We start from the raw sequence: 19,196 nt of genomic DNA, 5'->3' as shown, positions 1-19,196 counted from the left end.
CCGATGTTCAAGTGGCTGCGCCGGCTGCGCACCCTGCCCCCGATTCCCGACGCCGCCTGGCGCGCCACGCTCGCGCACTACGCCTTCCTCGGCGAACTGCCGCCCGCAGACCAACTGCAGCTGCGCACGCTGGCGGCCGAGTTCCTGCGCGACAAGGAATTCCACGGCACGCAAGGCTTCGTCATCACCGACGAGGTCGCACTGGCCATCGCGGCGCAAGCTGTGCTGCCGGTGCTGCACCTGAAGGACGGCCTCGACTGGTACGACGATTTCGTCGGCATCGTGGTGCACCCGTCCGAGGTGGTGGCACCGCGCAAGGTCGTCGATGACGCGCTCGTCGTGCACGAGTACGAAGAGGTCGTCGCCGGCGAGGCGATGGACCAGGGCCCCGTGATGCTCAGCTGGCAGGACGTGCTCGCGAGCAGCGTGACCAGCGAGGGCGGCTACAACGTCGTGATCCACGAGTTCGCCCACAAGATCGACATGCGCAGCGGCATCGCCGACGGCTGCCCGCCGCTGCCGACCGGCTTCATGGGCCGACGCAGTGCGCGCGAGGCCCGCACGGCCTGGATGGCCGTGCTGCAACCGGCCTACGACGACTTCCGAGAAAAGACCATCCTCGCCGAGCGCTTCGGCGCCGAGCCGCCCTGGCTCGACGACTACGGTGCGACCTCGATCAGCGAATTCTTCGCGGTGGCCTGCGAGGCCTACTTCGTGAACCGGCCGAACTTCGCACGCGACTTTCCGCAGGTCCTCGCGTTGTTCGACGCATTTTTCCTTCCCGCGAAGTCTTGAACTGACGCGGATCGGACAAAGAAAAAGGCGCCTCGATGAGGCGCCTTTTTCATAGATGCGGCTGCATCGCCGCATTGCTCTGCCTTACTTGCGCAGCAGCGCTTTCAGCGCGTTCTGCAGGCGGCGCGCGGTGGCGGCGTCGTGCGCAGCAGCGAGCACCTTGCCGGCGTCCTGGCCCCAGGTCTGGGCCGGCGTCGGGTCGCCGCGCTTCGTCAGCAGCTTGAGCTGCAGTGCGCGGCGTGCGTCGAGTTGCTCGGCGGGCGTCGGCACTTCGGCTGCCATTTCGAGGCGCAGCAGCGCTTCGGCGGCATCGCTCGCGGCAGCGGTCGGTGCGGCACCCACGGCCTGCGACCACTGGCTGCGCACGGCCGGCGTCACGGCACGGCCCAGTTCCTGCACGCTCGGCAGACGGGCTGCGTCGCGCTGCTCCCAGGCGCCGAGCACTTGCGTGAGCGCTTCGCCGTGGGCCTGCGCGGCCAGCTTGCGCAGCGCAAAGTCGGCGCGCTCGAGCGCTTCGCGCTGCGCACGGAAGGCGGCATCGCCCAGACGCGGGCCACGGTCTTCGCGCGGCGGACGGTCGCCGAAACGGCCGCCACCGCCGGGCGCACCGCGATCGCCACCGCGGCCATCGGGGCGCGGGCCGCCACGGTCGTTCGGGCGACCGGGGCCACCGGCACCGGGACGGCCAGCGTCGCGGCGGTCGCCGAAACGGCCCGTGCCGCGAGCGGCCGGTGCGGCTTCGCCCTTCTTGCTGCTGGGCCGGTCGTCACCACGCATGGCGACCACGGGCTTGGGTGCAGGCTTCGGCGGCGCTGCTGGCGCGGGCGCCGGGCTGTCGACGCTGGCGGCTTCGCCAGCTTCGTGTGCGGTGCTGTCGCTGCGGGCCGAGGCATCGGCACCGTCTGCGGGTGCGACCAGATCGGGCGCGCCGGCCGATGCCGCTGCAGGTTCGGACGGCGTGGCTTCGGCATCGCTCGAACCCGGCGTCTGCTCGGCGCTTTCGCCGAACTCGGCGGCAGCCTGGCCGGGGGCTTCGACACCGGTCGCGCCGACCGCAGGGCCGTCGCTCGGGGTGGCCGGAGCCGGTGCGGGCGCAGGTGCCCGAACAGGCGCTTCACCGCGCAGTGCGGCTTCGAGGCCGGCGATGGCGGCGCGGATCTTCTGTGCGTCGCCGCCGGCATTGGCCGCGTCGAGCGCCTTGGACGCATCGAGCACGTAGCGATCGTGCTCGCTCATGGCCGACGACGCCTTTTCGCGCTCTGCGGTCTTGCGGTTGAAGGCTTCGTCGATGGGCGCGCGGAACGCGTCCCACAGCTTCTGTTCGTGGCGGCGGTCGAGCGGCACGCTCTGCGCCTCGGCCTGCCAGCGCTGCTGCAGCGCCTTGACGGCGTCGATGCGCAGCATCGGCTGGGCGCCCAGCTCGGCGGCCTCGGCAATCATGGCTTGGCGGCGTTCGACGCTGGCCTTCTGTGCCGCTTCGAACGGGGCACGGGCGGCGCCGAAGGCTTCGTTCCACAGCGGTTGCAGCTCGGCGAACACCTTCTCGCCCACGTGGCCGGCATCGCGCCAGCGGTCGGCGAACTGGTGCAGCGCGCGGTTGTGCGCCTTCAGGTCGGTGGCGCCGGCATGTTCGGCGGCCCAGGCCTTGACCTCTTCGATCAGCGCGACACGCAGGCCGCGGTGCTCCGCGGCATCGGCGCGCACCTTCTCGAGCCAGGCTTCGACGACCTTGTGGGCTTCGTTGCAGGCTTCGTCGAAACGCTTCCAGAGCGCGTGGTTCGGCACGCCGCCCTGGTCGGCCTGCTTCCACTGGTCGCGCAGGGCGCGCAGGGTTTCCTGCATCTTGCGGCCGCCGAGGGCCTGGCCTTCGGGGCGCTTGAGCAGGCCTTCGGCCTTGGCGACGAGGTCTTCGCGGACCTTGTCGGCGCTCCAGCGCTGCCAGCCTTCGAGTTCGCCGGCGGCGACCAGTGCGGCATGCACGCGGGCTTCGAGCGGCGCGTCGACCAGCTTGCCGTGCTCCTTGAGCACGGCGCGCAGCGCGGCGGCGGCGCCGGCACTGGCCTTGCCGTGGCCTTCGGCGGTTTCTTGCTCGAGCTTGGCAAGGGCGGCCTGCACGGCGTCTTGCGCCGCAGCGCGCACGGCCGGGTCGACCTTGGGCGCGGCGGGGCGTGCGGGGGCGGCGGCCTTGGGCGCCACCACTTCGCCGCGTGCGGCGCGCAGTTCGTCGGCCCAGACGGGCACGGGCGGCAGCGGCGCAGCGGCATCGGCGGCTGCGGCAATGGCTTGGGCCAGCGCGCCGTGGAACGAGTCGGACACCACGAGCAGCTGCGACTTGGAGGCGTCGAGCTGCGGTGCGAACTTGGCGTCGAGGCTGTTCCAGTTGGCATCGGCCACGATGTCGGCGGCCTGCTGCTGCCAATGGGTCACGTCGGCGCGCAGCGATTCCTCGGCGGCCTGGGCGTCTTTCCAGCCCTTGGTGGACAACACTTCAAAGCGCTGCGCCAGCAAGACGGCGGCTTCGCGGTGGACCTGCGCGCGGTGCTGCAGGTCTTCGATGCCCTTGACGCGCTCGGCCAGCTGGGCCTTGAGGCCAGCCAGCGGTTCGCGCGACAGCGGCGCGCCGGCCTTGGCGGCGTCACGCTGCCAGGCCAGTGCGTCGGCGATGTTGAGCTTGGACTGGGCCAGCAGCGTCTCGGCCTTCTGCGCCCATTCGGCGGCGATGGCCTCCTGACCCTTGGCGCGTTTGATTTCGTCGAGCTTTTCGCGCAGCAGGCGCGCCGCGCCCTTGTCGCGGCCGCTCAACTCCTTGAAGACCTCTTGCATCTGCTCGGACGTGGGGTTGCCCGCGAGCCAATCGCGGATGCGCGCGGAACGCTCGCCCGAGGTTGGCGCGGTGAAGGCGCCACCGGTGAGGGTGTCGAGGGCCTGGAGGTCGTGTGGCTTGGAAGAAGTAGAGGTCACTGCGCGAAATCGTTGTCTTGGTAGAGAAAGCGAAGGCGCCGGCAAAGGCCGGCGCACATCGACATTTTCACCCAGTTGGCGGACGGCCCGCCGAATTCCGTGTCGGAACCGCGGCGCGCACCGTTCGGCGGGCTTGAAAAGGCCCGCAAGATATATAGCAAGGCGAGGCGAAAAGCCAAGCCCCGCCGGCTATTTCATGGTCAGGCTCAGCTCGGCGCCGGGCTTCCAGTCGTTGCCGCTGGCGGTGGTGCGCACGGCACCCAGGAACAGGCGCTCGCTCGGCAGCTTCTGCGCCAGCAGGTAGTCGCGCACCACGGCGCCGCGCTCGACCGCGAGCTGGCGCATCGATTCTTCGTCGACCGGCACGCTGGCCAGCAGCAGGTTTTCCATTTCCTTCACCGGCAGGTCCTTGGCCAGGCCGACCATGTTGCGCGGCTTGGTGATGTCGGAGCGCTTGTACACGGCCGTGAGCAGCGCGGGGTATTCGGCGTCGGTCACCGGCGGCACCTCGGTGCCGGTCTGGCCGCCGCGCACCGCGACCCGGCGCTTCTCGGCCTGGGTCAGCTGGCGCAGGCGCTGGCGCTGGTAGGCGTCGCGTTCCTTTTCGAGGCTGGAGGTGCCCACCACGGTCATCTGCAGCGTTGGCCGCTCGGTCAGAGCCTTCACGACCTTGTCCAGGCTTTCCTTGGCGCCGGTGCTGAGCGTCGAACTGCCGGGCTCGAAGGTGATCGCGCTCGAATCGCCGCTGCCGCCACCGCCCAGCCCGCCGGTCAGCAGGCTGAACGGCGCGGTCACGGCCTTAACGATCAGGTTGACCACGGCCTTCCAGATCAGCGGGCCGATGCTGAACTGCGGGTCGTTGAGCGAGCCGCTGAGCGGCAGGTCGACATCGATCACGCCGTTGCGGTCGGCCAGCAGGGTCACGGCCAGGCGCACAGGCAGGCTGTTGGGTGCGCCTGCCACCTCGTCGCCGAACTGCAGCTGGTTGAGCACCAGCTTGTTGGTGGCGGTGAGCTGGCCGTCGGGCGCGATCTTGTAGTTGACGTCCATGCTCATCTTGCCGCGCTCGATGCCGTGGCCCGCGTAGCGCACCGAGTACGGCGACAGCGGCGCGAGGTCGAGGTCACGCATCTTGGCCGTGATGTCGAGCTCGAGCGGCTTGGCCAGCGGGTTGAGCTTGCCGGTGATTTCGAGCGCTGCGGTCTGCTGCGCCTTGCCGCGCAATTCGAGGTCGGCCAGCGCCGGGCGGCCGCCCTGCCCGTTCGGCGGGTTCGACGAGAACGAGCTGAGCTTGCCGGTCAGCTCGCTGAGGTCGGCCGAGTAGTTGGGCTTGACGAACAGGTCGGTGAAGTCGATCTTGCCGTTGACCAGGCTCATCGGACCGAAGTTGATGACCGGCGCCGGGCCGCTGTCGGCCGCGGGCGCGGCGGCCACGGCCGGCGCGGAGGCGACAGGCGCAGGCTCGGGGGCGCCACCGACCATGGCTTCGGCCGACACCGGCGCACCGCCCGAGGCCCGCTGCGGCGCCGAAGTCGGTGCGCGGGTCGTGGTGGTGGTGCCGCCCGGGCCCTTCTTCGTGCTGGCTTCGGTGGCGGCAGCGGCCTTCGAGGCCTCTTCGCCCTTCTTGGTCAGGCTCAGCAGGTTGAGGCGGCCCGTGGGATCGACGATCACGCGGGCGAAGAAGTCGGTCAGCGTGGTCTCGCGCACGTCGACGGTCGGGGCGGCATTGGGCGCCAGGCTGACCTGCAGGCCGCGCAGGCTCAGGGTCTTCCAGCTCAACAACTGGCTGTTGCCACGGTCGAAGCCCGGCGATTGGGTCAGCGAGACGCTGTTGGCGCGGAAATCGTCCAGCGCGGTATCGCCGGCCAGCTTGACGTTCATGCCGGCCGGCGTGGTCGCGTAGCGCACCGTGCCGCGGTAGCTCGCGAAGGCGCGGCGGATGTCGACATTGAGCGCGTCGGCGTAGTAGGCCTTGAAGGCATGCGCCGGGAACGACGCCACCTCGAGCCGGCCCTCGGCCGCGAGCGGCTTCAGCACGATGTTGCCCTTGTAGTCGAAGCGCCCCGGGTCCGCGCGGCGGCCCGCGCCGATGCGGCCCGACACCTGCAGCGGCGAGACGGTGTGGGTGTCGGGTGCGATCTTCTGGGCGTGGAGCTTGAAGGCCGTGACCTCGATCGCCACCGGCGCCGAACCGGCCTTGTCCGCATACGACAGGCTGCCGTTGTCCACGGCCAGCGTGCCCAGCGTCAGCGCCCAGGGCTTGGTGTTGGCATTGGCGCGCGCCGCACCGGCGTCGGCCGGCTTGGGCGCCGCCGCCTTGGCGTTGCCGGCGGGGGTCTTGAGCCAGCGCTCGAACATCCAGCGCTTCTCGTTGTCGCGCTCGACGCTCACCTTGGGGTTGGTCGCGGTGAACGACGCGATGTTCAAGGTGTGTTTGGTCATGTCGACCTCGGCATCGACCAGCTCGAAGCGGCCGACGCTGGCCAGCGCGGTCTTGGCCTGGGTCAGCGCCAGGCCGTCGGCGGCCAGGCGGCGCGCCTTGAACTTCAGGTCGGGCTGGGCCCAGGACACGTCGATCTGGCCGCTGAGCTTGCCGTCGAGCGTGGGCTCCAGGCTCTGCGCCAGGTACGGCGCGGCCAGCGACAGCGGCAGCGCCTCGACCTCGGTCTGCACGTCGGCGACCTTGTCGGTCGCCGTGCCCTTGAACTTCAGCGTGGCGCCGGAAACGGCGGTGCTGCCGTCGAACTGCGCGGGCTTTTCCATGGGCCAGGTGATGGCCGTGAGGTTGATGCCGAGGTCGGTGAGATCGATGGACGCGCCGGGCTTGACGGTCTCGTCGCGCCAGCCGATGCGTCCGCCGTCGAGCGCGACCTTGTCGACCTGCACCTTGAGCTTGGGCTTCTCGGCCACCGGCTTTCCGTTCGGCGCGCTGGCGGCGGGTGCGGGCAATGGCGCCACCTTTTCGGCCGCGCCGGTCGCAGGGTTCGTGGCCATCAGGTTGAGCTGGCCGGACGCGTCACGTGCCACCACCAGCTGCGGCTTGGCCAGCGCGACCTCGCTCAGGTGGAACACCGACTCCAGCGGGCGCACGTCGGCCAGCGCCAGCTTGAGCGAGTCGAAAGCCAGCAGGTCACGTCCGCGGGCGTCGCCCAGCTTGGCGCCGTGGGCTTCGACGGTGCCGGTGATCTTCAGGCCGACGGTGCCCGTCTGCTGGAAATCGATCTTCAAATCAGCATCGAGACTGCCGGCCTGCAGCTTCACCGGCAGGCCGCCGGGGATGTAGCCCAGGTACGGCACCAGGTCGAGCCCCTTGAACTGCACGTGGGCGTCGGTCTTGCGGCTTTGCGCGAACGGCGTCGTGAAGGCGGCCGAGTCGAACTGGCTGCCGTTGAGCGCAAAGGCCAGCTTGGGCTCGGTCTTGATCTCGCGCTGGGAGGCGAGGTTGCTCAGGAACGGCACATTCAACGTGAAACCGCGCAGTTCGTGCCGGCGCTTGACGGTCTGGTCGTCGAAATCGACCGCACCGTCCTTGATCGAGATGTTGTAGATCGCGAAGCGCGCGGGCTCGGCGTTCGGGTCGGGCGGCGGACCCGAGGCCAGCTTGGCCAGGATGTCGTCGATGTCGTACTTGCCGTCGGCCTGGTGCGTGAGCAGCACCGCCGGCGCCTCGACCGTCACCGCGTCGATCACCGGCGCCAGGCGGAACAGCGATTGCAGTTCGGCATCGGCATAGATGCGCTTGATGGCCACCTGCGGCAGCTTGCCGTCGGCGGTGGCAATGCGCAGGTCATTCAGTGCGAGTTCGAGCGTCCAGGGTTTGAAGTCGATTTTGCCGACGGTGACTTGGCGGCCCAGTTTCTCGCTCGCGATCTTCTGAAGCTGGCTCTTGGCAATCGGCGGCACCGCCAGCCAGGCAATGACCCACAAGGCCAACAACACCAGCAACGCGACAACCCCACGCCGCACCCATTTGTTCTGTTTGATCGAAGCAGCATCCATTCGCAGAAGTGTGCCGCAAACAGATGCCAACAAAGTCTGCTGAAACGTGAATGCGTTCCCATTTGGCGAAGCATTGCGATGCCCGCGCGGCCCTCGACAGGAGCGGTAGGCCGAAAGTGTGAACGCCACAAACAAGAAAGCCCGGTGAGTCGACGAAGTGTCTTGTCACCGGGCTTGATGGCGGGCCCAAAACCCATGCCATCGATTCGCACGACCGGAAGTAATGGTTCCCACCGTGCTGGCAGCAAGAGATTGCCGCCGTGGAGTCCTCCATCGTTCGAGTCCTTGACTTGCACCTCGGACTGCCTGACTTCGGAAAAACGCCTGAAACCTCAGGCCCGTTCAGATTAGGCGTCCCTCCCTTCCTTTGCAAATGTCTTTTTCCAAGGGATTTCCCGTAGGCGCGCCCCCTGGCTCGCCCCTAGGACGAGGGGATTCTTCAATCACTTATTAACATATGAAACCAAATCCTTATGCTTGACCGTGTATTTAGCCACGCTAGAATCCGCCTGCCCTCGCTGCCGGACGCAGCAGGGCCTCCCTGAATCCGCTGCCGAATTCCACCGGCGTGATCAGGCCGCCGCGCTCCCACCCCCACCCCTCCATGCGCGGAGCCTGATTCGTACATACCAATCCAAGCGCCGCTGCCTTCATCCATCGCCCTTCCGGCGCTGCATGCCAGGTGCCGCACAGAAAGGAAAAAAAGCGATGAGCAAGGCGTTTGATGCCACAGCCCGCGGGCTACGGACCTTCGTGTCCGATGTGGCAGACGGCTTTTTTGAAATCACCCACAACGGGTTTGCACTGGTCGGTCTGGCCATCGTGTTCGCGGCCCTCGCCCTCGTGGCGCGTCCCGACCTGCGCAAGACCGGCGAGGAACAACTGATGGGCTGGCTGGAGTCGCGCAAGCCCGCGCCCGAAGCCACCGACCTCGAGCCGACCGCCATCGAGCGCACCACGGCCGCGAGCCCCGACGATCTGCCCAAGCAGCAAGCGGCGGTGGCCTACTGGCTCAGCAAGAAGTACCGCGTCGCGGCCGAGCCGCTGAGCGTGCTGGTCTCCGAGGCTTACCAGATCGGCAAGCGCACCAAGCTCGACCCGACGCTGATCCTGGCCATCATGGCCATCGAGTCCAGCTTCAATCCGTTCGCCCAGAGCCACGTCGGCGCCCAGGGCCTGATGCAGGTCATGACCCGCGTGCACGGCGACAAGTACGAAAGCGCGGGCGGCACGCTCACCGCCTTCGACCCCGTGACCAACATGCGCGTCGGCGTGAAGGTGCTGCAGGAATGCATCGCCCGTGCCGGCTCGCTCGAAGGCGGCCTGCGCTACTACGTGGGCGCCGCCAACCTCGACGACGACGGTGGCTATGCCGCCAAGGTGCTGGCCGAGCACGAGCGCCTGCGCCAGGTCGCCGCCGGCCGTGCGCCGTCGACGATCGCCGTGCCGCCGCCGACCACGGCGCGCGCGCAGCCGATTCCCGTCGTGGCCCCCGCCAAGCCGGCAGGCGAAGAGCCTGCCACCGGCAGCGAGCCGGCCAAGGTCGCCCTGCTCTCCGCTGTTTCCTGAGGCCTTGCCAACCCTACAGGCCCGGAAGCCTCCGGGCCTGCGCTACACTCGGCCTGTACGCGACTGGCGATAGGCGCAGCACCCTGAAAAAGGTGCCACGCGCTGACGTGGAATACCACTGGGAAGCGTGCCGCCTGACCACAACAGGCGTTCAGCCGTTCGCCTGGGCAGCCCTTGTTTGGTTGAACAAGGACCTCGTCTTCAAAGGACTGCCATGTACCACCGCAACATCCTGGTCGAACAGACCGATCCCGAAATCTGGGCCGCGATTCAAGCCGAAAACGCGCGCCAGGAACACCACATCGAGCTGATCGCCAGCGAGAACTACGCCTCGCCGGCCGTCATGCAGGCCCAGGGCTCGCAGCTCACTAACAAGTACGCCGAAGGCTACCCGGGCAAGCGCTACTACGGCGGCTGCGAGCACGTCGACGTGGCCGAGCAACTGGCCATCGACCGCGTCAAGCAGATCTTCGGCGCCGATGCCGCCAACGTGCAGCCGCATTGCGGCGCCTCGGCCAACGAAGCCGTGATGCTCGCCTTCCTGAAGCCCGGCGACACCATCATGGGCATGAGCCTGGCCGAAGGCGGCCACCTGACCCACGGCATGCCGCTCAACATGAGCGGCAAGTGGTTCAACGTGGTGAGCTACGGCCTGGACGCCAACGAAGCCATCGACTACGACGCGATGGAACGCAAGGCGCATGAGCACATGCCCAAGCTGATCATTGCGGGCGCCTCGGCCTACTCGCTGCACATCGACTTCGAACGTTTCGCCAAGGTCGCCAAGGACGTCGGCGCGATCTTCATGGTCGACATCGCCCACTACGCCGGCCTCGTGGCCGCGGGCGTGTACCCCAACCCGGTGCCGCACGCCGACATCGTGACCTCGACCACGCACAAGAGCCTGCGTGGCCCGCGCGGCGGCATCATTTTGATGAAGTCGCAGCACGAAAAAGCCATCAACAGCGCCATCTTCCCCGGCCTGCAAGGCGGCCCGCTGATGCACGTGATCGCCGCCAAGGCCGTCGCGTTCAAGGAAGCCATGACGCCCGAGTTCAAGGCCTACCAGCAACAGGTGGTCAAGAACGCCCAGATCGTGGCCGACACCCTCACCGAGCGCGGCCTGCGCATCGTGAGCGGACGCACCGAGAGCCACGTCATGCTGGTCGACCTGCGCGCCAAGGGCATCACCGGCAAGGAAGCCGAAGCCGTGCTGGGCGCCGCCCACATGACGATCAACAAGAACGCGATCCCCAACGACCCGGAAAAGCCGATGGTCACCAGCGGCGTGCGCATCGGCACTCCCGCCATGACCACGCGCGGCTTCAAGGACGAAGAGGCCCGCATCACGGCGAACCTGGTGGCCGACGTGCTCGAGAACCCGCGCGACGCGGCGAACATCGACGCGGTGCGCGCCAAGGTCCATGCCTTGACGAGCCGCTTCCCTGTCTACCGTTGATTTCGTAAGCAACAGAAGAAGAGAAGCACTGGCCGCATGAAATGCCCTTTTTGCGGTCATCTCGAAACGCAGGTCGTCGAGACCCGCGTTTCGGAAGACGCCGACTTCGTCCGCAGGCGCCGCCAGTGCAGCGCCTGCGACAAGCGCTTCACCACGTATGAGCGCCCGGACGTCAATTTCCCCGTCGTGGTCAAGAAGGACGGCAGCCGCGCCGACTTCGACTCGACCAAGGTCCGCGCCTCGATGATGCTGGCGCTGCGCAAGCGCCCCGTGAGCATCGAGCAGATCGACAACGCCCTGCTGCGCATCGAGCAGAAGCTGCTGGCCAGCGGCCTGCGCGAAATCGATTCGACCAAGGTCGGCGAACTCGTGATGCGCGAACTCAAGAAACTCGACAAGGTCGCCTACGTGCGCTTTGCCTCGGTGTACCGCAGCTTCGAGGACGTGGACGAGTTCCGGCAGTTGCTGCGCGATATCTAAGAAGGTGCGAACGAAGCGCCGCCTCGCGCCGCCCTCGCCTTTTTCCCGCTCCGCTCTCATGCCCCCTTCCGAACACGACGCGTCCCACATCGCGACCGCACTGCGGCTCGCCGCCTCCGCGATCCGCCTGACCGACCCGAACCCACGCGTGGGTTGCGTGCTGTGCGACGCCGATGGCCGCGTGATCGGCCGGGGCCACACCCAACAGGCCGGCGGCCCGCACGCCGAAGTGATGGCGCTGCGTGACGCGCAGGCCCAGGGCCATTCGACCGCGGGCGCCACCGCCTACGTCACGCTCGAACCCTGCTCGCACCACGGCCGCACCGGCCCCTGCTGCGACGCACTCATCGCCGCCGGTGTGTGCCGCGTCGTGGCCTCGCTGGCCGATCCGAATCCGCTCGTGGCGGGACAGGGTTTCGCGCGCCTGCGTGCGGCGGGCATCGAGGTCGAGGTCGGACCGGGTGCAGACGAATCCCGCGAACTCAACATCGGCTTCTTCAGCCGCATGGTCCGCCAGCAACCCTGGGTTCGGATGAAGATTGCCGCCTCGCTCGACGGCCGCACCGGCCTGCAGAACGGCGTGAGCCAGTGGATCACCGGCGAGGCCGCGCGCACCGACGGCCATGCCTGGCGGGCCCGCACGGGCGCGGTGCTGACTGGCGTCGGCACGCTGCTCGAAGACAATCCGCGCCTGGACGTGCGCCTGGTCGACACACCGCGCCAGCCCCACCTCATCGTGGTCGACAGCCACCTCCAGACCTCGCCCGACGCTCACATTTTCATAGCTGGCCGCGCTGTCTGGATCTACGCTGCCAGCCGGCACAACGAAGAAAAGGCGGCCGCGCTCGAAGCCCGCGGCGCCACCATCACCTGCCTGCCCAACCTGCACGGCAAGGTCGACCTGCCCGCGATGCTCAAGGACCTCGCGGCGCGCGGCGTCAACGAGCTGCACGTCGAATCGGGCCACAAGCTCAACGGCTCGCTGCTGCGCGAAGGCTGCGTCGACGAAATGCTGGTGTACCTGGCGCCCAAGCTGATCGGCAGCGGGCTCGACATCGCCAGCCACCTGCATGCCGAGGGTCCGCTCACGTCGCTCGCGGGCGCGCTGCCGCTCGAGTTCAAGTCGGTGGACATGCTCGGGCCCGACCTGCGCATCGTCGCGCGCGTCGCCGGCCGCGACCGCTTCTGAGCCGCCGCCGCTGCGGCGCGGCACATTCGTTGCCGCAAACCGGCCCTTCGGGCCGAAGACCCCTCGATGTCTGCGAAAATGTGCGAATGTTCACCGGAATCATCACCGGCGTGGGGCGCATCGCCGCCATCCACGACCTCGGCACCTCCTCCTCCTACGGCAAGCGACTCAGCATCGAGGTGCCCGACGGCTACCTCGACGACGTCGGGCTCGGCGACAGCATCGCGCTCAACGGCGCCTGCATGACGGTCACCACGCTCGCACCTGAACGCGGGCAATTCACCATCGACATTTCCGCGGAGTCCCTCGACAAGACGGCCGGCCTGACCGACGAAGGCAGCCGCATCAACCTCGAGAAGGCCCTGCGCGCGAGCGACCGCCTCGGCGGCCACATCGTCTCGGGCCACGTGGACGGCATCGGCACCGTCAGCTTCTTCGCGCCGGTCGGCGAAAGCTGGGAGCTGCGCGTGGTCGCACCGCCCGCGCTCGCACGCTTCCTGGCCTACAAGGGATCGATCACCATCAACGGCGTGAGCCTCACGGTCAACAGCGTGAGCGACATCGAAGGCGGCGCCGAGATCAGCATCAACCTGATCCCGCACACCGTGGACAACACCTCCCTCGGCGGCCTGTCGGCCGGCTCGAAGGTCAACCTCGAAATCGACACCGTGGCGCGCTACGTGGAGCGCATGCTCCAGGCCGGCGTCCTGGTGCCCCAGACTTCCACGTATTCCAAGGACACCGCCGAATGAACGCCTCCGTCACGCCGATCGGCGCCTCCCGCGCCGACCGGGCGCCCGCACCGATCTCCCCGGTCGAAGACATCGTGGCCGAGCTGGCCGCCGGCCGCATGGTCATCCTCGTGGACGAGGAAGACCGCGAGAACGAAGGCGACATCGTCATCGCGGCCGACCACATCACCGCCGAATCCATCAACTTCATGGCACGCCATGCGCGCGGCCTGATCTGCCTCACGCTCTCGCGCGAGATGTGCGAGCGGCTGCAGCTGCCGCCGATGGTCCAGCGCAACGGCGCCAAGCATTCGACCGCGTTCACCGTCTCCATCGAAGCGGCCGAAGGCGTGACCACCGGCATTTCGGCCGCCGATCGCGCCCGCACCGTGCAGGCCGCCGTGGCACGCAACGCCGTGGCCGCCGACCTGGTGCAGCCCGGCCACATCTTTCCGCTGCAGGCGGTGGACGGCGGCGTGCTCATGCGCGCCGGCCACACCGAAGCCGGCTGCGACCTCGCCGCCATGGCCGGCTGCTCGCCCGCCTCGGTGATCTGCGAAGTGATGAACGAAGACGGCACGATGGCCCGCCTGCCCGACCTGCAGATCTTCGCGGCCGAGCACGGCCTCAAGATCGGCACCATCGCCGCGCTCATCGAGCACCGCAGCCGCGTCGAATCGCTGGTCGAAAAAGTCGGCTGCCGCGAGATCCAGACCAACTGGGGCGCCTTCACGGCCCACGCCTTCATCGACAAGCCCAGCCGCGGCGTGCACCTGGCACTGGTGCGCGGCCAGTGGGCGCCCGAAGACACGGTGTCGGTGCGCGTGCACGAGCCGCTGTCGGTGCTCGACGCGCTCGAAGTCAACCGCCCGATGCACTCCTGGAGCCTGGACGCCAGCCTTTCGCACATCGCGAACGAAGGCAAGGGCGTGGCCGTGCTGCTGAACTGCGGCGAAAGCGCGGCCGAGCTGCTGTCGCAGTTCGACGGCACCGCGCGCCCTGCGCAGGCGCCCGAGCGCGGCCGCATGGATCTGCGCAACTACGGCATCGGCGCGCAGATCCTGCGCGAATGCGGTGTGCACAAGATGAACCTGCTCGGCGCGCCGCGTCGCATGCCGAGCATGGCCGCCGGCTTCGGCCTCGAAATCGCCGGTTACCTCACGAAAGACTGAACGACCATGCAAGGTTCAAACAAGGGCGCGACCACGCTCAACGGCAAAGGCCTGCGCATCGGCATCGTGCAGGCCCGCTTCAACGCCGACATCACCGACGCGCTGGCCACGGCCTGCCTGTCGGAACTCGAAGCGCTCGGCGTGGCTGCGTCCGACATCCATCACGTGCAGGTGCCTGGCGCGCTCGAAGTGCCGGTGGCGCTGCAAGCGCTCGCCGAGCGCGGCGGCTACCACGCGCTCGTGGCGCTGGGCTGCATCATCCGCGGCGAGACCTACCACTTCGAACTGGTGGCCAACGAATCGGGCGCGAGCGTGAGCCGCGTCGCGCTCGACTACCGCCTGCCCATCGCCAACGCGATCCTCACGACCGAAAACCTCGAACAGGCCGTCGCCCGCCAGACCGACAAGGGCCGCGACGCAGCCCAGGTGGCGGTCGAGATGGCACAACTGCTGGCCACCCTTTCATGACCGAAGACACCTCCAAGTCCGCCAAATCCCGCCAGTCGCGCACCGGCCTCACGAGCACGGGCGTTCGCAAGGCCGCGGCCAAGTCGAACCGCAGCCGCGCGCGCGAGTTCGCGCTGCAGGCGCTTTACCAGCACCTGGTGGGCCGCAACGACCCGACCGACATCGACCACTTCACGCGCGACCTCGCGGGCTTCCACAAGGCCGACGCGGCGCACTACGACGCGTTGCTGCACGGCTCGATCAACGGCGCCGAGCAACTCGACGCGCTGATCCTGCCGCTGCTGGACCGCAAGTTCACGGAAATCTCGCCCATCGAGCACGCCGTGATGTGGATCGGCGTGTACGAGTTCCAGAACTGCCCCGACGTGCCCTGGCGCGTGGTGCTCAACGAGTGCATCGAACTCGCCAAGGAATTCGGCGGCACCGACGGCCACAAGTACGTGAACGCCGTGCTCAACGGCCTGGCGCCGCAGCTGCGTCCGCTCGAAGTCGAAGCCGACCGGGCGTCGGGCAAGGCGCGCCCATGAGGATCTCGACGCGCGCGCAGCGCATCGAACCGTTTTACGTGATGGAGGTCGCCAAGGCCGCTGGTGTGCTGGCCCGCGAAGTGGCACACACCGACCGTCCGATGATCTTCCTGAACATCGGCGAGCCTGACTTCACCGCCCCGCCCCTGGTGCAGGAAGCTGCCGCCCGCGCCGTGCGCGCCGGCGCCACGCAGTACACGCAGGCCACCGGCCTGGACCACCTGCGCGAACGCATCAGTGGCTGGTACAAGCAACGCTTCAACGTCGACGTGCCGGCCCGCCGCATCGTCGTCACGGCCGGCGCCTCGGCCGCGTTGCAGCTGGCCTGCCTCGCGCTGATCGAATCGGGCGACGAGATCCTGATGCCCGACCCGAGCTACCCCTGCAACCGCCACTTCGTGAGCGCTGCAGACGGCAAGGCCGTGCTGGTGCCGACAACGGCCGAAGAGCGCTTTCAGCTCACCGCCGCCAAGGTCGAAGCCGCCTGGACCGACAAGACGCGCGGCGTGCTGCTGGCCTCGCCGTCGAACCCGACCGGCACCTCGATCGCGCCCGAAGAGCTGCGCCGCATCCACGAGGTGGTGTCGCAACGCGGCGGCATCACGCTGATCGACGAGATCTACCTGGGCCTGTCGTACGACGATGCCTTCGGGCAGACGGCACTGGCCATCGACGACAACGTCATCAGCATCAACAGCTTCAGCAAGTACTTCAACATGACCGGCTGGCGCCTCGGCTGGCTGGTGGTGCCCGAGGTGCTGGTGCCGGTGGTCGAGCGCCTGGCGCAGAACCTCTTCATCTGCGCGAGCACGGTGTCGCAGTACGCCGCGCTGGCCTGCTTCGAGGCCGAGAGCATCGCCGAGTACGAACGCCGCCGCGCCGAGTTCAAGGCGCGCCGCGACTGGTTCATTCCGCAACTGAATGCGCTCGGCCTGAATGTGCCCGTGGTGCCCGACGGTGCCTTCTACGCCTGGGCCGACTGCACGAGCGTGGCCGACAAACTCGGCATCTCCGGCAGCTGGGACTTCGCCTTCGAGACCATGAAGCGCGCCCACGTTGCCGTCACGCCCGGCCGCGACTTCGGCACCGCCGAGACCGCGAAGTTCGTGCGCTTCTCCACCGCCAGTTCGATGGCGCACCTGCAGGAATCGGTCGAGCGCCTGCGGGCCATGATCGCGCAATGAGTTTCGAGTTTCCGATCCGCGTTTACTGGGAAGACACCGATGCCGGCGGCATCGTGTTCTACGCCAACTACCTGAAGTTCATGGAGCGCGGTCGCACCGAGTGGCTACGTTCCCTGGGCGTCGAGCAGCGCAAGCTCAAGGAAGCCACCGGCGGCCAGTTCGTGGTGAGCGAAACGCAGCTCAAATACCACCGGCCCTCGCGGCTAGACGACGAACTGCTGGTTACAGCCGAGCTCCGACAATTGGGCACTGCGTCGTTGATAATCGGTCAGCGCGTGCTATCAAAAACAGAGCAGGAGCGCACCGGGGCCGCGGCACCGGTCTTGCTGTGCGAAGGCACGATCCGCATCGGCTGGGTGGACGCCGCCACCTTGCGCCCTGCGCGCATTCCGGCCCAAGTTTCGGGAACCCTCGAGCACTCCAGCGGCTCCATGACTCAACCTTTCAAGCCATGAACCAAGATCTCTCCATCATCAATCTCCTGCTCCACGCCAGCTTCGTGGTGCAACTGGTCGTGCTGCTCCTGGTGATCGTGTCGGTCGCCAGCTGGGCCGCCATCATCCGCAAGTACTTTTCCCTCAAGCGCATCCGTGTGCTCAATGAAGACTTCGAGCGCGAGTTCTGGTCGGGCACCAGCCTGAACGAGCTGTTCGCCTCGGCGGCACAGAACGCCAAGTTCGCCGGCCCCATGGAGCGCATCTTTGCCTCCGGCATGCGCGAGTACCAGAAGCTGCGCGAGCGCCACGTGACCGATGCACCCACGCTGCTCGATGGCGCCCGCCGCGCGATGCGCGCGAGCTTCCAGCGCGAGCTGGATGCGGCCGAGCAGAACCTGTCGTTCCTGGCCACCGTCGGTTCGGTGTCGCCGTATGTGGGCCTCTTTGGCACGGTCTGGGGGATCATGCATGCCTTCACCGGCCTGGCCGCCCTCACGCAGGTGACGCTGGCCACCGTGGCGCCCGGCATTGCCGAAGCACTGGTGGCCACCGCCATCGGCCTGTTCGCCGCCATTCCCGCGGTGGTCGGCTACAACCGCTTCGCGCGCGAGATCGACAAGATCGCCATCGCCCTGGAGACCTACATCGAAGAGTTCTCCAACATCCTGCAGCGCAACCTCTCGGCCAACCCCGGCGCCGTGACGCCCGCCGCCTCGGTCACCGCCGCGAACCGCTAAGCAGCGGCGCGCACAAGACAAAGGACGCGACGACATGCCCGCCGTTTCATCCCGGGGCCGCGGCCGCCGCACGATCAACGAGATCAACATGGTCCCGTTCATCGACGTGATGCTGGTGCTGCTGATCATCTTCATGGTCACCGCGCCGCTCATCACGCCGAGCGTGATCAACCTGCCGACGGTCGATCGTGCCAACAAGCAGCCCGACAAGCCCATCGAGATCGTCATCAAGAGCGACGACGAAGTGCAGATCAAAAAAGATTCGTCCACCGGCACCGGCGGCGCGTCGATTCCCATGACGCAGATCGGCTCGGCGGCCAAGGCCGCGCAAGGCGGCGACGCCCAGCGCCCCGTGGTCATCAGTGCCGACAAGTCGGTGAAGTACGAAACCGTCGTGAAGGCGATGAACCAGCTCAAGCGCAGCGGCATCGAGCGCGTGGGGCTGTCGGTCACGACCACGGGCGGCAAATAAGGCATGTCGCTCGCCCTGGATCGCCCCGAGTTCGCGCCGCCACCGCAACGCGGCACGCCCCGCGCGGTGGTGCTCGCGCTCATTGCCCACGCGCTGCTGATCGCCGCCCTCACCTGGGGTGTGCGCTGGCGCAGCGAAGCCGACGACGGCGCGGTCGATGCCGAGCTGTGGTCGACCACGGTGATGCAGGCCGCCCCGCGCCTGTCGGTGCCGGAGCCGCCGGCCCCCGTGCCCGCACCACCGCCGCCCGCACCCGCGCCGCCCCCACCGCCTCCCCCGGCCGTCAAGCCGCCCGAGCCGGCGCCGGCGCCTGCGCCCGACATCGCGCTGGAGCGCGAGAAGAAGCTCAAGGAACAGAAAGCGCAAAAGGAGCGCGAGCTCGAGCAGCAGCGCCAGCAGCAACAAAAGAAGAAAGAGCTCGAGGCCAAGGAGCGCGCCGAAGACGAAGCCGAGCGCAAGAAAGAGCAGCAGAAGAAACTGGCCGACCAGAAGAAGCAGCAGGAAGCCGAGGCCAAGCAGGCCGAAGCGAAGAAGGCTGAAGCGGCCGCCAAGCAGGCGGCTGCCGACCGCGCCGCGACGCTCAAGCGGATGCAGGGCATGGCCGGTGCCAGCGGCAACGAAGACGCCAAGGGCAATGCCCTGCGCACCACCGGCCCGTCGAGTGGCTACGGCGCGCGCGTTAATGAAGCGGTACGGCCCAACATCACGTTCCGCGACCCCGAACTCGTGAACGGCAACCCGGTGGCCGAGTTCTTGGTGAACATGGCGCCTGACGGCACTATCGTCGGAATCAAGCTGACCAAGTCGAGTGGCCTGCCCGAGTGGGACGAAGCCGCCGAGCGCGGCCTTCGCAAGACCGACAAGCTGCCGCGCGACAACGACGGGCGCATCTTCCCGTCGCTCATCGTCACGCTCAAGCCCAAGCGCTGATCCAAGCGCTGGGGCCGCAATCACCCACATCGTGGGTGATTGCTAGCGACACCACCCGCTCGTTTAGGATCGTCAGCAACTCATTG

Annotated in this window: 16 protein-coding genes and 1 riboswitch; of the genes, 14 read left to right on the top strand and 2 right to left on the bottom strand. The window is 67.9% G+C overall.

The features are described 5' to 3' along the window. The first annotated feature begins 3 nt into the window (after positions 1–3). Positions 4–795, top strand: a complete 792-nt coding sequence (locus tag RZE79_RS13375; RefSeq protein WP_319360800.1) for a zinc-dependent peptidase — start codon at positions 4–6, stop codon at positions 793–795. Between the two features lie 84 nt (positions 796–879). On the opposite strand, the gene RZE79_RS13370 is transcribed toward RZE79_RS13375, so the two are convergent. Continuing rightward, positions 880–3,756 (bottom strand): DUF349 domain-containing protein, encoded by a 2,877-nt coding sequence (locus RZE79_RS13370; RefSeq protein WP_319360799.1) that lies wholly within the window; start codon positions 3,754–3,756, stop codon positions 880–882. A gap of 189 nt (positions 3,757–3,945) precedes the next feature. Further along, positions 3,946–7,755: a DUF748 domain-containing protein gene (locus RZE79_RS13365; RefSeq protein ID WP_319360798.1), complete on the bottom strand. Its 3,810-nt coding sequence runs from the start codon at positions 7,753–7,755 to the stop codon at positions 3,946–3,948. Between the two features lie 708 nt (positions 7,756–8,463). On the opposite strand from RZE79_RS13365, the gene RZE79_RS13360 reads away from it, so the two are divergent. The 13 genes from RZE79_RS13360 to tolA all read left to right on the top strand — a co-directional run bounded on the left by RZE79_RS13360 (position 8,464) and on the right by tolA (position 19,110). Further along, entirely contained in the window at positions 8,464–9,324 is an 861-nt protein-coding gene (locus RZE79_RS13360; RefSeq protein ID WP_153284562.1) for a lytic transglycosylase domain-containing protein, read from the top strand. A 49-nt stretch (positions 9,325–9,373) separates the two neighbouring features. Continuing rightward, a riboswitch (ZMP/ZTP riboswitch) is annotated at positions 9,374–9,500 on the top strand. A 38-nt stretch (positions 9,501–9,538) separates the two neighbouring features. Continuing rightward, positions 9,539–10,783, top strand: coding sequence for a serine hydroxymethyltransferase (gene glyA / locus RZE79_RS13355; RefSeq protein WP_319360797.1), 1,245 nt, complete (start codon positions 9,539–9,541; stop codon positions 10,781–10,783). A 36-nt stretch (positions 10,784–10,819) separates the two neighbouring features. Then, positions 10,820–11,263 (top strand): transcriptional regulator NrdR, encoded by a 444-nt coding sequence (nrdR, locus tag RZE79_RS13350; RefSeq protein ID WP_007836918.1) that lies wholly within the window; start codon positions 10,820–10,822, stop codon positions 11,261–11,263. A gap of 58 nt (positions 11,264–11,321) precedes the next feature. After that, positions 11,322–12,452, top strand: a complete 1,131-nt coding sequence (gene ribD / locus RZE79_RS13345; protein ID WP_319360796.1) for a bifunctional diaminohydroxyphosphoribosylaminopyrimidine deaminase/5-amino-6-(5-phosphoribosylamino)uracil reductase RibD — start codon at positions 11,322–11,324, stop codon at positions 12,450–12,452. 86 nt (positions 12,453–12,538) lie between these two features. Beyond that, positions 12,539–13,204, top strand: a complete 666-nt coding sequence (locus tag RZE79_RS13340) for a riboflavin synthase (RefSeq protein ID WP_319360795.1) — start codon at positions 12,539–12,541, stop codon at positions 13,202–13,204. Further along, positions 13,201–14,355 carry a bifunctional 3,4-dihydroxy-2-butanone-4-phosphate synthase/GTP cyclohydrolase II gene (ribBA, locus tag RZE79_RS13335; RefSeq protein ID WP_319360794.1) on the top strand — a complete coding sequence of 385 codons (1,155 nt, stop codon included), beginning with the start codon at positions 13,201–13,203 and terminating at the stop codon, positions 14,353–14,355. Before RZE79_RS13340 ends, ribBA begins: the two co-directional genes overlap by 4 nt. 6 nt (positions 14,356–14,361) lie before the next feature. Next, the gene (ribH, locus tag RZE79_RS13330; RefSeq protein WP_101492866.1) at positions 14,362–14,823 is read left to right on the top strand and encodes a 6,7-dimethyl-8-ribityllumazine synthase; all 462 of its coding nucleotides are present in this window, start codon (positions 14,362–14,364) and stop codon (positions 14,821–14,823) included. After that, entirely contained in the window at positions 14,820–15,350 is a 531-nt protein-coding gene (nusB, locus tag RZE79_RS13325) for a transcription antitermination factor NusB (protein ID WP_099796645.1), read from the top strand. Before ribH ends, nusB begins: the two co-directional genes overlap by 4 nt. Next, positions 15,347–16,534, top strand: a complete 1,188-nt coding sequence (locus tag RZE79_RS13320) for a pyridoxal phosphate-dependent aminotransferase (protein ID WP_319360793.1) — start codon at positions 15,347–15,349, stop codon at positions 16,532–16,534. Before nusB ends, RZE79_RS13320 begins: the two co-directional genes overlap by 4 nt. Beyond that, positions 16,531–16,989, top strand: a complete 459-nt coding sequence (ybgC, locus tag RZE79_RS13315; RefSeq protein WP_070060388.1) for a tol-pal system-associated acyl-CoA thioesterase — start codon at positions 16,531–16,533, stop codon at positions 16,987–16,989. Before RZE79_RS13320 ends, ybgC begins: the two co-directional genes overlap by 4 nt. After that, entirely contained in the window at positions 16,986–17,708 is a 723-nt protein-coding gene (gene tolQ, locus RZE79_RS13310; RefSeq protein ID WP_099796642.1) for a protein TolQ, read from the top strand. Before ybgC ends, tolQ begins: the two co-directional genes overlap by 4 nt. A 34-nt stretch (positions 17,709–17,742) precedes the next feature. Further along, on the top strand, positions 17,743–18,180 hold the full coding sequence (locus RZE79_RS13305; RefSeq protein ID WP_319360792.1) for a biopolymer transporter ExbD: 438 nt from the start codon (positions 17,743–17,745) through the stop codon (positions 18,178–18,180). Between the two features lie 3 nt (positions 18,181–18,183). Next, a complete protein-coding gene (gene tolA / locus RZE79_RS13300) occupies positions 18,184–19,110 on the top strand; it encodes a cell envelope integrity protein TolA (RefSeq protein ID WP_319360791.1) in 927 nt (308 codons plus the stop codon). The last annotated feature ends 86 nt before the right edge of the window (positions 19,111–19,196 follow it).

Origin of the sequence: Variovorax sp. EBFNA2 (assembly GCF_033802765.1) — a bacterium.
Taxonomy (GTDB): Bacteria; Pseudomonadota; Gammaproteobacteria; order Burkholderiales; family Burkholderiaceae_C; genus Variovorax; species Variovorax paradoxus_H.
This window is presented reverse-complemented; position numbering and strand designations above follow the sequence as displayed.